Raw genomic sequence first — 15478 nt, forward strand, 5'->3', positions numbered from 1 at the left:
AAGGATCCGTCCGCATGTGATAAACTTTCACCATGTTTAAGAAGATTCGAAACATCCATTTCATCGGCATCGGCGGAGCCGGCATGAGCGGCATCGCGGAAGTTCTGCTGACCTTGGGCTACGCCGTCACGGGATCCGACGCCAAGGAATCCGACGTCACCCGTCGCCTGACCGGGCTCGGAGCCAAGGTTTTCATCGGCCATCGCGCCGAACAAGCCGCGGGAGCCCACGTGGTCGTGACCTCCACCGCCGTGCAGGCGGACAACCCGGAAGTGACGGAGGCCCAGAAACAAAAGATTCCCGTTATCCCCCGAATCGAAATGCTGGCCGAACTGGCGCGACTGAAATACACCATTGCCGTGGGCGGCACCCACGGGAAGACCACCACGACCTCCCTCATCTCCCTCGTCCTTCAGGCCGGCGGATTGGACCCCACCGTCGTTGTCGGCGGGCGGATGCACAATTTGGGCACGGGAGCCCGGGTGGGGCGGGGAGAATATCTCGTGGCCGAGGCGGACGAATCCGACGGGTCCTTTCTAAAACTCTCTCCCACCCTCGCCATTGTGACCAACATCGACGACGATCATCTGGACCATTGGGGGACCCTCTCCAACCTGGCTTCCGGCTTTGAACAATTCGCCAATAAGGTCCCTTTCTACGGGCGGGTCATCCTGGGCGTCGACGACATCGGATCGCGAAAACTCCTGGACAAAATTCGCCGGCCGTTGATCACCTACGGCCTCACCCCCGACGCCGACATCCAGGCCAAGGACATCCGGCCGGCTCCCGAGGCCACCGTTTTCTCCGTTTTCCGTCACAACCAGAAATTGGGCGACATCCGATGGAGCGCCTCCGGCCGGCACAACGTCATCAATTCCCTGGCCGCCGTGGCGGCGGGGATGGAACTGGACGTCCCCTTTCAGAAGATCGCCGAAGCCTTGGCCTCGTTCCAGGGCGTGGGGCGCCGCTTGGAATTCAAAGGCGAGCGCGCGGGCGTCGCCGTCATGGACGACTACGGGCACCACCCGACCGAGATCAAAGCCACCCTCCAGGCTCTGCGGGAGAGATTCCCCGCCCGTCGAACGGTCGTCGTTTTTCAACCCCATCGTTATTCCCGCACACGCATTTTGGCGGAGGAGTTCGCCGTGTGTTTCGCCGGGGCCGACGTCCTGGGCCTCTTGGACATCTACGCCGCCAGCGAAACGCCGATCCCGGGCGTCACGAGCGACTGGCTGGCGGAACGGATCCGCGCCCAGGGGACCTCCGTCACCCGCTTGCCCGCGTCGGAAGGCCCCGCCGCGTTGAAGGCCCTGGTCCGGCCCGGCGACGTGGTGTTGACTCTCGGCGCCGGTGACGTCTGGAAATGGGGGGAAACCCTCCTTCAATCCCTGCCTCCCCACACGTCTGCGTGCTGACGGCCCTGTCCGAGGAGTTCCGCGCACTGTTCCCAGGAGCCAAGACGGACGAACCCTTGGCCCGCCACACCACCTGGGGCATCGGAGGGCCCGCCGACTTTTACGTCGAGATCAGGACCCGCCAGGAGCTCACAACCCTTTTTCAATGGACCCGCTCCCACGGCCTTCCCCTCACCCCCATCGGCCAGGGATCGAACCTCTTGGTGGGAGACGGCGGGGTCCGAGGGGTGACCCTCCGCCTGCGGGGAGATTTCGAGGCCCTCCGTTTTGAAAGCGACCGGGCCACCGTGGGCGCGGCCGTTCTCCTGCCCCAACTGTCCCGCGCCGCGGCGGAACGCGGCTTGACCGGCGCCGAACCTTTTTGCGGCATCCCGGGAACCGTGGGCGGGGCCTTGATGACCAACGCGGGGACGCCGGAAGGCGACCTGGGCGAACTCGTCCGCGAAGTCGAAACGCTGGACGCCGATGGCGTCCCCCGCCGGCTGACCCGGGACCAGATTCAGTTTTCTTACCGCCGTTCCAGCCTGACCGGAACGTTGGTTCTTTCCGTCGATCTCCAATTGAGGCCGGGGGACAAAAATGATATCCTGGCCGCGATCGACCGACAGTTGAAACGCCGCGCCGAACGCCAGCCGCTGGGGACCAAAAACTGCGGCTCCGTTTTCAAAAATCCGCCCGGCGATTACGCCGCGCGGCTAATCGAAACGGCCGGTCTGAAGGGCCTCCGCGTGGGCGGGGCACAGGTGTCTCCCAAACATGCCAATTTCATCGAAAACGTGGACCGCGCCAGCGCGGCGGACGTCCGCGCCCTTATCGAAACCATACAGAAAACCGTGCGGGAGCGCGCGGGCGTCGCGCTGGACCTTGAGGTCTGGACCCTGGGAGAATAATCCTTGACCCCCGACGTCCGAACCGATCTCGCGTCCCTGCGCCGACGGCGGATCGCCGTCCTCTACGGCGGATGGTCCGCCGAGCGCGCCATTTCGATCAAGAGCGCCGCCGCGGTGCGGGCCGCTCTCCGCCGAATGGCGATCCCCCACGCCGCCGTGGATCTGACCCCCCGCGTGGTCGATTCCCTCCGCCGCCGCCGGATCAACCTCGCGTTTCTCACCACCCACGGGACCGTGGGCGAAGACGGCCGCCTCCAGGGCCTCTTGGACGTTTTGGGCATTCCCTACACCGGGAGCGGGGTTCTGGCCAGCGCGTCGGCCATGCACAAACCCACCGCGAAACGGCTCTTCGAAAGCGCGGGACTGGCGACGCCCCGCTGGGCCGTCCTCCGAAAATCCGATTTCGCGGTAAGCCCATCTCCCGCTCTCCTGGCCTCCCTGGTTCCGCCGCTCCGATGGCCGCTCGTCATCAAACCCGCGAGTCAAGGCTCCGCCGTCGGCGTCACCCTGGCCCGAACGCCCGCGGCGTTCCGGGCCGGCCTCGCCGCGTCCTGGCGCCTGGAACCCGAGGCGCTCGTGGAGGAATACGTCCCAGGAACGGAAATCACCGTGGGTCTCCTGGGCGATCGGCTCTTGCCCGTGGTGGAAATCCTGCCCGCCCACGCCTTCTACGACTTTCACTCCAAATACGCCGTCGGCGGATCCCGCCACGTGATTCCCGCCCGCGTGTCGCCGGCCGCGCAAAAAAAAGCCCAGGAACTGGCCGCCGGGGCGTTTCATGTTCTCGGGTGCCGGCACGTCGGACGGGTGGACCTGATCGTCGACCGGCGCGGCCACCCGACGGTGCTGGAGGTCAACACGCTTCCGGGGATGACGGACACGTCGCTTCTGCCCGACGCCGCCCGCGCGGCGGGAATGGATTTTGACGCGTTGGTCCTGACCCTCCTCTCCCTGGCGCTCCACGATGGGCGATGACCGATGCCGCCGCGCCGCCGAAAAAAACTTAAAGTGACGGTTCGCCGGACCCACATCGCCTACCGCTGGCGATCCCTCTCCGAAGCCGCCGGCCTTTGGGTGAAAGGTCTGCTGTTCCTGGGCTCCGCCGTCGTCTTGGCGTGGAGCGTCCAGCGCCTGTGGGAGAAATCCTCCCTTCTCGCGATCTCCGCCGTGACGGTGGAAGGCGCCGTTCTCCCCGGCTGGGCCGACGCCCCGCCTTTGAAACCCGGCCAATCCTTATTCTCCTTCTCCGCCCGGACCCTTGAACGAAGGCTTTTGGAACGTTACCCCCAACTGGCCGACGTCCGCGTCCGCCGGGGCTGGGACCACGGGGTCCGCTTTCATCTCATACCGCGCACGCCCGTGCTCCGCGTTCGCGTCGGGGACGGCTGGCAGGGGATCGACGGAACGGGCGCCCTTTTCCCGCTTCAGGGCGACGGCGCCGGCCTCCCGATCCTGGCCCCCGCCGCCCCGAACGACCCCTCGACCGCCGCCCTGGCCTTTCTGGCCGCCCTCCGATCCGCGAAAGAACCCTGGACGGAAGGCCTCTACAAACTTAAAATGTCATCCGACGGGGAGGTGGTTCTCTTTCTGCAGGGGGATCTTCCCGTCCATTGGGGAGAGGCGCTCCCGGACCCGGCCCTCGCGGCCGCCAAGGCCCGCCGGCTCCAACGCGTCCTGTCCGCTCCGGAAGCCGCGGAGGGATTGGAATACGCGCGGTTTGTCGACGACCACCGGGTGGTCATTCAACCGCGAACAACGACGGATAAATCAGAGGGGACCCATGGCTAAGCCGGACATCATCACGGGGTTGGACATCGGAAGCGCTCAGGTTGTGGCGGTCGTGGCCAAACACGACCCCGACGCGGAACGGCCCGAAGTCATCGGAGCGGCCCGCCAGCCCTGCGCAGGGCTCAAAGGCGGCGTGGTCATCAACATCGATGAAACCGCCCGCGCCATCACCCGCGCCGTCGAGGCCGCCGAGGAAATGGCGGGGATGGTGGGCCACTCGAAAAACGTTTTGATCGGCGTGCGGGGAAGCCACATCCAAACCTTCAACCACCACGGCGCCATGAACATCGCCCGGACGGATAAAGAAATCACCGCCGCCGACCGCGACCAGGTGGTGGAGAGCACCAAGGCCGTCCCTATTTCTCCGGACCGGGAAATCGTCCATGTGATCCCCCAGGATTTTATTTTGGACCGCCAAAGTGGGGTGCCCAACCCCATCGGCATGGAAGCGATGCTGTTGGAGGTCGACGTCCACATCGTCACCGCCAGCCAAAGCCATTTAAACAACGTGTGGAAAGCCATCGCCCGGGCCGGTTTCGACGTTCAGGAACCCATCTACGGCCTGCTGGCCGTGGGCGACACCGTGGTGACCCAGGAAGAGAAGGGGCTCGGCTGTCTATTGGTGGATTTGGGCGGCCAGACCACCGGCCTCGCCGTCTACGCCGACGGAAGCGTGCGTTTCACCAAAGAACTGGCCGTGGGGTCCGACGCCATCAGCCATGATCTATCGCACGCGCTCCGCACCTCGCTTTTGCAGGCCCAGAAAGTGAAAGAACGCTACGGCGCCGCCAGCCGCCCCTTGGCCGAGGGGGACTTGGAGGAAGAGATCGAATACACGAGCGTCGACGGCCGCACGCCCCGGCACATGAAACGGACGACGCTCTTCGATTACATCTCGCCGCGCGTGGAAGAGATTTTCACCTTGATTTCCGAGGAGCTTCAGCGCTCCAATTACGCCGACCATGTGGCCGGCGGCGGCGTGATCTTGACGGGCGGCGGCGCTCAGTTGCAAGGCATCGCCCAGGCCGCCGAACAGATTTTGGACCTCCCCGTCCGCATGGGCTTGCCCCAGAACATCAACGGCGCCCCGGACCTCATCGGCCACCCCGGCTACGCCACGGCCCTCGGGCTCATCACCTACCGGCACCTGGGGGACTGGGCCCGGAGCCGCCGAGCGTCGCGTCCCATGGGCCTGGGCCAGCGCTTGAAATCTTTGGTCGAGGACTTTTTCTAATGGTTCAAATAAAATTCAGCGAAGATTTCAACGAACAGCCCGCCGCCATCAAGGTGGTGGGTCTCGGCGGCGCGGGCGGGAACGCGGTCAACCGCATGATCGAGGCGGGCCTCTCCCACGTGGACTTCGTCGCCGCCAACACGGATTCTCAGGCTCTCCGCCGCAACAAAGCCCCGGTCCGCCTTCAATTGGGCGAACGGATCACCAAGGGGCTGGGCGTGGGGGGAAACCCCGTCCTGGGCCGCCAGGCCACCGAGGAAAGCCGCGACCGCTTGGCCGAAATTTTGACGGGCGCGGACATGGTGTTCATCACGGCGGGGATGGGCGGCGGCACGGGCACGGGCTCGGCCCCCGTCGTAGCCCAAATCGCCAAGAGTCTCAGCCCGGCCCCTCTCGTGGTGGGCGTGGTCACCCGGCCCTTCGACTTCGAGGGGCTGGTGCGAAAGAATCAAGCCGACCAAGGCATCGAGGAACTGCGGTCCCACGTGGACACCCTGCTCGCGATCCCGAATGATCGTTTGTTCGAAATCATCAACGAGAACACAACCTCGATCGAGGCCTTTCACGTGGCCGACAACGTGCTCCGCCAGGCGGTCCAGGCCATCACCGACGTCATCACCCGCCACGGATTGATCAACGTGGACTTCGCCGACGTCCGGAGCATCATGTCCGGCGCGGGCGAGGCCCTGATGGGGATGGGGGAAGCCCACGGCGCCGGGCGCGCGCTGGACGCCGCCAAAATGGCCATCCAGTCCCCGCTTCTGGAGAACGTGACGATCGACGGAGCCAAAGGGCTCCTGGTCAACATCAGCGGGAACAAATCCATCACCTTGTTCGAAGTGAAAACGGCCATGGATTTCATCAAGAACGCGGCCCGCTCCGACGCCCACGTTTTCTACGGCCAGGTGTTCGACGACGCCCTGGAAGACCGTTTCATGGTCACCGTGATCGCCACGGGATTTCCACCGGCGCGTCGCGCCGCCACGCGGATCGGCGCCCCCCGGCGATCGGGCCGGGAGGGGGACCCCGGCGCGCTTCCGCGTTCCCCCGCGCACCGCGCGCCCATCGACCTGCCCATCGCCGACGACGATCTTCGCCGTCCAGCCTATTTGCGCCGCAAGGCGCGGAAACTCGGTTAGGAGAACTCCATGGAAGCTCGACAGATTTTACAGACCCTATTAAAAGAGGTGTCCGACCGCGGGGCCTCCGACATCCACGTCGGCCCCGGGTTCATCCCCATGCTCCGGCTTCACGGAGACCTGGAGCCCACCCACTTCGGACAACCCTTGACGCCCGAAGAATCCCGCGGTTTGGCCAACCTCATCATGGGGGAAAAACTTCGGGCCCGGTTCGAAAAAAAGAACGAAGTCGACCTGGCTTTCTCCGTCACCAACGGCTCGCGTTTTCGGGTCAACATCTACACCCAGCGCGGAATGGTCAACCTCGCGATCCGCGTCATTCCCTCCACGGTCCCCACGTTCCAAAGCCTGAACCTTCCGCCCGTCGTGCAAAAGTTGGCGGAGAACCAGCGGGGCTTGATTTTGGTCAGCGGCACCACGGGGTCCGGCAAATCAACGACGCTGGCCGCCATCGTCGACCACATCAACGCGACCCGCAAGGCCCACGTCCTCACCATCGAGGATCCCATCGAATTCGTCCACAAGAACAAACAATCCATCGTCAACCAGCGCGAACTGGGAACGGACACCGACAGCTACGCCGAGGCCCTGCGTTCCGCCATGCGCGAGGACCCCAACGTGATTTTGGTCGGGGAAATGCGGGATTTGGAAACGGTTTCCTCCGCGATCACCGCGGCCCAGACGGGGCACTTGGTCCTCTCCACCATCCACACCACCAACACGATCCAGATCATCAGCCGGATCCTGGACCTCTATCCCCCGCACCAACAAGCCCAAGTGCGCCTTCAGCTGGCCGAAACCCTAAAGGGGGCCATCAGCCAACGCCTCGTCCCCTTGGCCGACGGGGGCGGGCGGATCGCCGCCCTGGAAGTGATGGTGGTCACCCCGATGATCGTTAAATCCATCGAAGAAAACAATTTTTCGGATGTCTACAACGCCGTCCGCACCGGGGAATTCTACGGGATGCAAACGTTCAACCAAGCCCTCGTCCATCTCTACAACCAAGGCAAGGTCAAACTGGAGGACGCCATGGCCACGGCCTCCAACCCGGAAGAGTTCATGCTGGCCGTACGAGGCATTGAGGCGGGCGCCTCCTCCAGCCACGCTTACAGACCCGATTGAAAACCTCCTGGCGTTGCCGGCAAGGGGTGGCCCGGCTTCCCGACTGGGAACAGCGGTTCGGCGTCCTGGCCGCCGTCACCTCCCGAGTCGGCGGGGACATGAAAGACCCGCGGCGTTTCGCGCGGGGACTGCGATCCATGGGCCTCTCGCCGGATTGCTGGGCGGGCGGACAACAGGTGCACGGCCGTCGGATCGCGAGCGTGGCCCAACCAACGCCCGTGGAAAAACAGAACACGGACGGGTTAGTCACCCGGTCGCCGGCGTTGACCCTGCGGGTGTTCACGGCCGATTGCGTGCCGGTCTTTTTGGTGGATCCCCGCCGGCGGGCGATCGGGCTGGTCCACGCGGGACGGCGCGGCGTGCGGAAAGGCATCGTCGCGGCCGCCGTCGCGGCCTTGGGCCGTCGCTACCAGAGCCGCCCCGGCGACCTGCACGTGTCGCTGGGGCCGCACATTCGGAAATGCTGTTACGAAGTCGGGCCCGAGGTGGCCCGCGAATTTCATCGCGAGCCCGGCGCGGTGTCGCGGCGCGCGGGAACCTCGAAAGGGAAAACGACGCTGAACCTCGCCGCCGTTATTTTGGAACAGGCGCGGCGGGCGGGCGTTCGGCCCTCCCGGATGACGGCGGCGCCTTGGTGCACCGCGTGCGACCGACGTTTTTATTCTTTTCGACGCGAACGGACGGAACGCCGGCAAGCGGCGCTCTTGTGTGTCCGAAGCGAATTCATCACCGAATGACGGAGCCATGAAAACAGACAAACGATTGGAACGGTTGCGGGCGGAGGTCGACTCCGTGGACGACACCCTCCTGGCCGCGCTCAACCGGCGGGCGGAGATCGTGCGGAAAATTGGACGGGTCAAGGCCGAGCGGGGCGCCGACGTGGTGGCCGCCGGGCGCGAGAGCCAAATCCTCGAACGGCTGTCTGCCACGAACCCGGGCCCGCTTCCCGTCGAAGCGGTCGAAGACATCTTCGGAACCGTCATCGCCAACTTCCGCCTGCTTCAGAAACAAATCACGGTATCTTACTTCGGGCCCGAAGCCACCTACACCCACCAGGCCGCGGTCAAACACTTCGGCCGCTCGGCGTCCTACGTTCCCGAGAAATCCATTTCCGACGTCTTTGACGACGTCGAGAGCGGGCGCGCCGACTACGGCGTCGTCCCGATTGAGAACTCCACCGAAGGCGTCGTCAACCACACCTTGGACATGTTCATGGAGTCCGACCTGGTGATCTGCGCGGAACGCCAGGACCCCATCGCCCATTGCCTCATGGCCGCCCCGGGCTCGCCCAAAATCAAAAGCATCGCCTCCCATCCCCAGGCCCTCGCCCAATGCCGAAAGTGGCTGGAGAGCCACATGGCGGGCGTGCCCGTGACCTCCGCGGCCTCCACCTCCGACGCCGCCGCCCAGGCGGCCCTGCACCCCGGCGTGGCCGCCATCGCGAGCCCCCTGGCGGCGGAGCTCTACCGCCTCAAAGTTCTCGCCCCGGCGATTCAGGACGTCAAAGACAACCGGACCCGATTCTTGGTCATCGGTAAAACATTGTCCGCTCCGTCGGGATCCGGACGGGACAAGACCTCTCTCCTCCTCTCCCTGCGGGACCGCGTGGGCGCCCTGCACGACATCTTGGGTCTCTTTAAGAAGGCCCATTTAAACTTAACCAAGATCGAATCCCGCCCGACCAAACGCCGGGCCTGGCAGTACGTCTTTTTCATCGATTTCCTCGGCCACGCCTCGGACCCCCAGGTCCAAACCATTCTCCGGGAACTCCAGCGCACCTGCCTCCTCGTCAAAACGCTGGGCAGTTTCCCTAAGGCGGACTAACCCATGCCGACCTCCAATATAGACGTTCTCCTCCGGCCCCGAAAAGAAGTGGAAGGTTTTGAGCCCTACATCCCGGGCCGCGACATGGAAAACGTCAAACGCCTCTACAAGCTCAAACGGGTGATCAAGCTGGCGTCCAACGAAAATCCCCTGGGCCCTTCGCCCCGGGCGCTCGCGGCCCTCCGGGCGGGGGCGTCCAACCTTCACCGCTATCCGGACAGTTTCAGTACCGCCCTTCGCCACGCCCTGGCCGACCATCTCGGGGTCAAAGTCGGCCAGCTCAGCGTCGGCGCCGGATCCGACGAGCTCATTGAAATTCTGGCCAAAGCCTACCTGGGCCCCGCCGACGAGATCGTGGTGAGCGAACACGCCTTCCTCCGCTACAAAATGGCGGGGGATCTCATGGGAGCCACGGTCGTCACCGTCCCCATGAACGTCATGACCCACGATCTGGAAGCCATGGCCGCGGCCGTGACCCCCCGCACCAAGTTCGTCTTCATCGCGAACCCGAACAACCCCACGGGGACCTACAACACCAAAACGGAACTGGAGGAATTTCTGATCACTCTTCCCGCCCGCGTGGTGGCCGTGGTGGACGAGGCCTACTTCGAGTTCGCCAGCGCCCATCGGGATTACCCCAGCGCCCTGGACTTCTTCAAAGCCGGTCGGAACCTGGTGGTCCTCCGCACCTTCTCCAAAGCCTACGGGCTGGCCGGGATACGACTCGGCTACGCGGTGGGCCCGGAACCCCTCATCGAGACGCTGGAACGCGTGCGCCCTCCCTTCAATGTGTCTCTGCCCGCCCAGGCGGCCGGGGTCGCCGCCTTGACCGATCGGACCCACCTGAAACGCACCCTGGCTTTGGTGGCCAAAGAAAAATCCATCCTCGAGCGGGAACTGAAGAAAATGCACATTCCCGTGGTCCGCTCCGCCACGAACTTCCTCTTGATCCAGGTCTCTCCCCACCGGGGAGACGAAACCTTTGAGGCCCTGCTCCGCAAAGGGGTCATCGTCCGCGCCATGGACGAATATGGATTTCCCGAACACATCCGCGTCACCATCGGCCGACCGGAGGAAAATCGTCTTTTCCTTTCGGCCTTCCGCGAAACGAGGTCGCTCCTATGATCGTTACCCTGAAAAGCGGCACCCATAAAAAAGAAGTCCAGGAAGTCGTCGCCCGCATCAAAAAGCTCGGCTTTACCCCCCAACTCTCCCAGGGGGCCGAGCGCGTCGTGATCGGCGTGATCGGCGAGGGGAACAAAGCCATCGCCTTTAAAGAACTTTTCGAGTCCATGCGCCAAGTGGAAAACGTCACCCCGATCTCCAAACCCTATAAGGTCGTCAGCCGCGTTTTCAAGAGAACCGACACCGTCATCGACGTCAACGGAGTCAAAATCGGCGGCCCCCGGGTGGTGATCATGGCGGGCCCCTGTTCCGTCGACACCCGGGACAATCTGATGGCCACGGCCAAGGAAATTAAAAAAGCGGGGGTCCAAATCTTGCGCGGCGGCGCGTTTAAGCCCCGCACGTCGCCCTACGCTTTTCAAGGCCTGGGCGAAGAGGCCCTCAAGTTCCTGGCGGAGGCGCGCCGGGCCACGGGGATGCCGGTGATCACGGAAGTGATGGATCCCCGCCAGGTGGACTTGGTCGAACGGTATGCGGACATTCTGCAGATCGGAGCCCGCAACGCTCAGAACTACGACCTCCTGCGCGAGGTGGGACGCACCCGAAAACCCGCCATGCTCAAACGCGGCATGGCCACCACCATCGAAGAATGGCTCATGGCCGCCGAGTACATCATGGCCAAGGGCAACGAAAACGTCATGCTCTGCGAACGCGGCATCCGAACCTTTGAGACGGCCACCCGGTTCACGCTGGATTTAAACGCGGTCCCGGTCTTGAAACACCTCTCCCACCTCCCCGTCCTCGTGGATCCTTCCCACGGCGTGGGCGTGCGGGACTACATCGTTCCCATGGCCCGAGCGGCCATCGCGGCCGGAGCGGACGGGATCATCATCGAGTGCCACCCCAATCCCGCCACCGCCCTTTCGGACGGCCACCAAGCCCTGCTTCCGATTCAGCTCCACCCCATCGTGAAAGAATTGCGGCGCGTGGCGGAAGCGGTGGGGCGAACCCTTTAACTCTTCCGGACGTCCCTTGAAAAACGTCGCCATCGTGGGAGTGGGGCTCATGGGGGGCTCCCTCGGTCTCGCGCTCAAAAAGCGCGGCGGTTGGCGAGTGATGGGCCTGGCCCGGAGAGAAGCCACCCTGCGGGAAGCCCGCCGCCGGGGAGCCATCGACGAAGGATCCACCGCGCCGGATCGGATCCTGCCCCAGGCCGACGTCGTGGTCCTCTGCTCTCCCGTGGACAAAATTGTCCCCCTCGCCCGGGCGTACCGCCGCCATTTAAAACCGGACGCGCTCTTGATGGACGTCGGGAGCGTTAAAGACCCCATCGTTCGGTCCCTCGAAGCCCTTTTCTCGGCTCCGAACGGCCCCGTCTTCGTCGGCGCCCACCCCATGGCCGGGTCCGAAAAAACCGGCGTCACCAACGCCCGCGCGGACCTCTATCGCGGCGCCATTTGCGCCATCACCCCCACCCGCCGAACTCCGACCCATCGCGTGGGCCAGGCGGCCCGTTTCTGGAAATCCGTGGGAGCCAAAGTTCTCTTGATCGACCCCGCCACCCACGACCGCGCCGTGGCCCTGGTCAGCCACCTTCCCCATCTCATCGCCGACGCCCTCATGCGGTCCACGCGCGACGGGGCCGGGGCCGCCGTCTCCCAGAGCCTTCTCCACACGCTGGCCGCCGGAAGTTTCCGGGACGCCACCCGCGTGGCCGGAGCCGATCCGGCGCTCTGGCGCGGCATTTTTACCCTTAACGATGGGCCGGTCCGGCAAGCCCTTCGACTTTTTCAGAAGGAATTGGTTCTCCTCGCCCGGCGGCGCTGGGCCCTGCCCGATCTCCGTCAGGCCCAAAAATGGAACACCGTCTTTCGTTCCGGAAACATTCCATGACCCTTTCCACCTCCGGCCGCATCGTGGTCCCCGGCGGGGCGCTCCGCGGAGAACTCCGTCCCCCGCCGGATAAATCCATCACGCACCGGGCCATCCTTCTCTCCTCGCTGGCCCAGGGGACTTCCCGCATCGTTCACCCCCTCACCGCGGACGATTGCGAACGGACCGCCGAAGCCTTTCGAAACCTCGGGATCAGCATCGAAGCCGATTCGCGGGGCGAGTGGATCGTCGTCGGGCACGGCCTCTACGGTCTTCAGGAACCCCGAGCGGATCACCTTTATTGCGGCAATTCCGGCACCACCCTGCGCCTGATCGCGGGGGTCCTGTCCGGCCAACCGTTCGCCACCAAGCTGATGGGGGACAAAAGCCTTTCCAACCGTCCCATGGCCCGCGTGGTGGAACCGCTTCAGAAAATGGGGGCCGAGATCACCGCGCGCGACGGGCGCTTCGCTCCCCTGCGCATCCATGGCCGCCGGCCGCTCCGCGCCATCGAATGGAAAAGCCCGGTGCCGAGCGCCCAAGTCAAGTCGTGCGTCCTCTTGGCGGGGCTCTACGCGGACGGGACCACCACCCTGGAGGAGCCGCTCCGCTCCCGCGACCACACCGAACGCATGATGGCCGCCGCGGGCGTGCGCCTGACCGTGGAGGACCACCGCGTGTCCATTCTCGGAGGGCAGTCCTTGACGCCGCGGGATTGGCTGGTTCCCTCGGACATCTCCAGCGCCGCCTTTTTCATGGTGGCCGCGTTGATCGCACCGGGGTCCGAACTCATGCTCCGCAACGTCAACACGAACCCCACCCGGGACGGGATTTTGGAAATCCTTGAAAAAATGGGCGCTTCCATCCATCGCGAACGGGACCTGGTCGTTTGCGGCGAACCCATCACCGATCTGCTGGTCCGCCCCTCTTCTTTGAAAGCCGTCTCCTTTGGGGCGGAGATCATGCCGCGTTTGGTCGACGAGGTCCCGATCTTGGCCCTGGCCGCGACCCAGGCCCAGGGAACGACGGAAATTCGCGGCGCCGCCGAACTGCGGGTGAAAGAATCAGACCGCCTGGCGCACATCGCCAAAGGCCTTTCGCTCATGGGCGCCCAGATCGAGGAACTCACGGACGGCCTTCGCATCACGGGGCCGACCCCGCTCCGGGGCGCGGTCCTGGACTCCGCCGGCGACCACCGGTTGGCCATGACCTTTGCCATCGCCGGCCTGATCGCCCGGGGGGAAACCCAGATCGCCGACGCCGATTGCGTGGATATTTCTTTCCCCACCTTCTGGCGGGACCTCGAGAGCCTCCGGGTCCAGGCCTGACCCCATGACGGCCCGTCCCGCCCCCTCCCGACTCACGATCGCCATCGACGGCCCCGCCGGAGCCGGCAAGTCCACCGCGGCGCGGGACCTGGCGGCGGCTTTGGGCCTCCGCTATGTGGACACCGGGGCCATGTACCGGGGCGTGGCCTGGGCCGCCGTCCGCGCGGGGATCCCGCCCGACGATCGCCGACAGGTTCGGAAACTTCTTCCCCTCACCCGCCTCTCCTTCAGCGATGAGAAATACCCTCGCCTGTTCGTGAACGGCCAGGACGCCTCCACCGCCATCCGCACCCCCGACGTCAGCCAGGCCGCCAGCCGGCTCGCGACCGTCCCTGAAGTGAGGACCTTCCTTGTCCGTGCGCAACGCCGCTTGGCCCGGGGCGGCGGCGTGGTCATGGAGGGGCGGGACATCGGCACGGTGGTCCTTCCCCGGGCGGACCTCAAGTTTTTTCTCGACGCCTCGGTGGAGGAACGGGCCCGTCGGCGCTGGCTGGAACTGCGCGCCGCGGGAAAACGCGAAAGCCGCGCCGCCATTGAAACCGCCATCCGGGAGCGGGACCAGAGGGATCGGACCCGGGCCGTCTCGCCCCTTCGGGCCGCCCCGGACGCCGTGGTGCTGGACACCACCCACGACCCCCGGCCGCGCGTTAAACGCCTTTTGCTTGGATGGGTCCGGCGCAAGGGTCCGCGTGTCCGCTGAAACCGCCGACGACCGTTTCGTTCTGGACCGCGGCGGTTGGCGCGGCCTTTTGGCGCGAGGGCTCTTTTGGATCGGGCACACACTCTTTCGGGTTTCCTTCTCGATCCTTTGGCGGCTCCGGGTGGTCGGGCGCGAACAGGTGCCCCGTCAAGGCGCGCTCCTCTTCGCGGCCAACCACGCGTCTTTCGCCGACCCGCCCCTGGTGGGGTCCAGCGTTCCCCGCCCCATTTATTTCATGGCCAAGGAGGAGCTGTTTCAGGTTCCCCTCTTCGGCTGGCTCATCCACCAAGTCAACGCCTTTCCGATCCGACGAAAGGAAGGCGACGTGGGCGCCTTTCGAACGGCCCAACGAATCCTGGCCGCCGGCGGGGCCATGATCATTTTCCCCGAGGGTAAACGCCAACGGCTCGGGGTCTTTGGCCGGCCCAAATCCGGGGTGGGACTCCTGGCGATAAAAACCGGCGTGCCGGTCGTCCCCGTCTATGTTCACGACACCCACCGGCTCCTCCGCTTTCCCCGCCTGACGGTGGTTTTTGGGGCGCCCCTGACGGCGGTCCCGGGGGAAACGCCCGAAATCCTATCCCGCCGAATCATGGACGCCATTCGCCTATTAAAGGAGGCCCACCTTGGACCCCAACGTTAGAACCGTTCTGCAGATCCTGATTTTCGCCGTTCTCTATCTGATCCTTTTCATCATCCTCCTGCCCTCGTTGATACGCCTTCTGGACCAAACCACGGGAAAGATCGCCTATGGCGTCTTGGTGGCGGGAGGCGTTGGCGTGGCCCTTCGGTTGAGACAGCTTTCCCAACGGATTTAATCTAGATCGGCTTCCCCGGTCGGAACGCCTCACTTTGTTCCCACCGGCATCGATAGTTCTTTACATCGGCTCCCCGTGGGCAGTATAATCTCCTCCTCAGTGGCATCGACAGGGCCCGTTCGTCTAGCGGCCCAGGACGCCGCCCTCTCAAGGCGGAGATCACGGGTTCGAATCCCGTACGGGCCATGTCGATGCCACTTTGGACTGGGCCTCAGAAACGGAT

16 protein-coding genes and 1 tRNA gene are annotated in these 15478 nt (G+C 64.8%); all 17 read left to right on the top strand.

Annotated elements, in window-relative coordinates:
• The first annotated feature begins 32 nt into the window (after nt 1-32).
• Complete coding sequence (locus IPP35_07155; protein ID MBL0058876.1) at nt 33-1415, top strand: UDP-N-acetylmuramate--L-alanine ligase; 1383 nt, start codon at nt 33-35, stop codon at nt 1413-1415.
• Nucleotides 1409-2305, top strand: a complete 897-nt coding sequence (murB, locus tag IPP35_07160; GenBank protein ID MBL0058877.1) for a UDP-N-acetylmuramate dehydrogenase — start codon at nt 1409-1411, stop codon at nt 2303-2305. The genes IPP35_07155 and murB overlap by 7 nt, the downstream gene beginning before the upstream one ends.
• A 3-nt stretch (nt 2306-2308) precedes the next feature.
• Nucleotides 2309-3280: a D-alanine--D-alanine ligase gene (locus IPP35_07165; protein MBL0058878.1), complete on the top strand. Its 972-nt coding sequence runs from the start codon at nt 2309-2311 to the stop codon at nt 3278-3280.
• 3 nt (nt 3281-3283) lie between these two features.
• Complete coding sequence (locus IPP35_07170) at nt 3284-4093, top strand: cell division protein FtsQ/DivIB (GenBank protein ID MBL0058879.1); 810 nt, start codon at nt 3284-3286, stop codon at nt 4091-4093.
• Nucleotides 4086-5327: a cell division protein FtsA gene (ftsA, locus tag IPP35_07175; GenBank protein MBL0058880.1), complete on the top strand. Its 1242-nt coding sequence runs from the start codon at nt 4086-4088 to the stop codon at nt 5325-5327. Before IPP35_07170 ends, ftsA begins: the two co-directional genes overlap by 8 nt.
• Nucleotides 5327-6466 carry a cell division protein FtsZ gene (ftsZ, locus tag IPP35_07180; GenBank protein MBL0058881.1) on the top strand — a complete coding sequence of 380 codons (1140 nt, stop codon included), beginning with the start codon at nt 5327-5329 and terminating at the stop codon, nt 6464-6466. The genes ftsA and ftsZ overlap by 1 nt, the downstream gene beginning before the upstream one ends.
• Nucleotides 6467-6475: 9 nt before the next feature.
• On the top strand, nt 6476-7588 hold the full coding sequence (locus tag IPP35_07185; GenBank protein ID MBL0058882.1) for a type IV pilus twitching motility protein PilT: 1113 nt from the start codon (nt 6476-6478) through the stop codon (nt 7586-7588).
• Nucleotides 7585-8325 carry a peptidoglycan editing factor PgeF gene (pgeF, locus tag IPP35_07190; protein MBL0058883.1) on the top strand — a complete coding sequence of 247 codons (741 nt, stop codon included), beginning with the start codon at nt 7585-7587 and terminating at the stop codon, nt 8323-8325. Before IPP35_07185 ends, pgeF begins: the two co-directional genes overlap by 4 nt.
• Nucleotides 8326-8332: 7 nt before the next feature.
• Entirely contained in the window at nt 8333-9412 is a 1080-nt protein-coding gene (gene pheA / locus IPP35_07195) for a prephenate dehydratase (protein MBL0058884.1), read from the top strand.
• 3 nt (nt 9413-9415) lie between these two features.
• Nucleotides 9416-10537: a histidinol-phosphate transaminase gene (locus IPP35_07200; GenBank protein ID MBL0058885.1), complete on the top strand. Its 1122-nt coding sequence runs from the start codon at nt 9416-9418 to the stop codon at nt 10535-10537.
• Entirely contained in the window at nt 10534-11553 is a 1020-nt protein-coding gene (gene aroF, locus IPP35_07205; GenBank protein ID MBL0058886.1) for a 3-deoxy-7-phosphoheptulonate synthase, read from the top strand. Before IPP35_07200 ends, aroF begins: the two co-directional genes overlap by 4 nt.
• A 16-nt stretch (nt 11554-11569) precedes the next feature.
• Complete coding sequence (locus tag IPP35_07210) at nt 11570-12430, top strand: prephenate dehydrogenase/arogenate dehydrogenase family protein (protein MBL0058887.1); 861 nt, start codon at nt 11570-11572, stop codon at nt 12428-12430.
• Nucleotides 12427-13737, top strand: coding sequence for a 3-phosphoshikimate 1-carboxyvinyltransferase (aroA, locus tag IPP35_07215; GenBank protein ID MBL0058888.1), 1311 nt, complete (start codon nt 12427-12429; stop codon nt 13735-13737). The genes IPP35_07210 and aroA overlap by 4 nt, the downstream gene beginning before the upstream one ends.
• A 4-nt stretch (nt 13738-13741) precedes the next feature.
• Nucleotides 13742-14437, top strand: coding sequence for a (d)CMP kinase (locus tag IPP35_07220; protein ID MBL0058889.1), 696 nt, complete (start codon nt 13742-13744; stop codon nt 14435-14437).
• Nucleotides 14427-15080: a 1-acyl-sn-glycerol-3-phosphate acyltransferase gene (locus IPP35_07225; protein ID MBL0058890.1), complete on the top strand. Its 654-nt coding sequence runs from the start codon at nt 14427-14429 to the stop codon at nt 15078-15080. Before IPP35_07220 ends, IPP35_07225 begins: the two co-directional genes overlap by 11 nt.
• Complete coding sequence (locus tag IPP35_07230) at nt 15064-15255, top strand: hypothetical protein (GenBank protein MBL0058891.1); 192 nt, start codon at nt 15064-15066, stop codon at nt 15253-15255. Before IPP35_07225 ends, IPP35_07230 begins: the two co-directional genes overlap by 17 nt.
• A gap of 112 nt (nt 15256-15367) precedes the next feature.
• A tRNA-Glu gene (locus IPP35_07235) sits at nt 15368-15441 on the top strand.
• The last annotated feature ends 37 nt before the right edge of the window (nt 15442-15478 follow it).

This window comes from Elusimicrobiota bacterium (assembly GCA_016721625.1).
Classification (GTDB): domain Bacteria; phylum Elusimicrobiota; class Elusimicrobia; order FEN-1173; family FEN-1173; genus JADKHR01.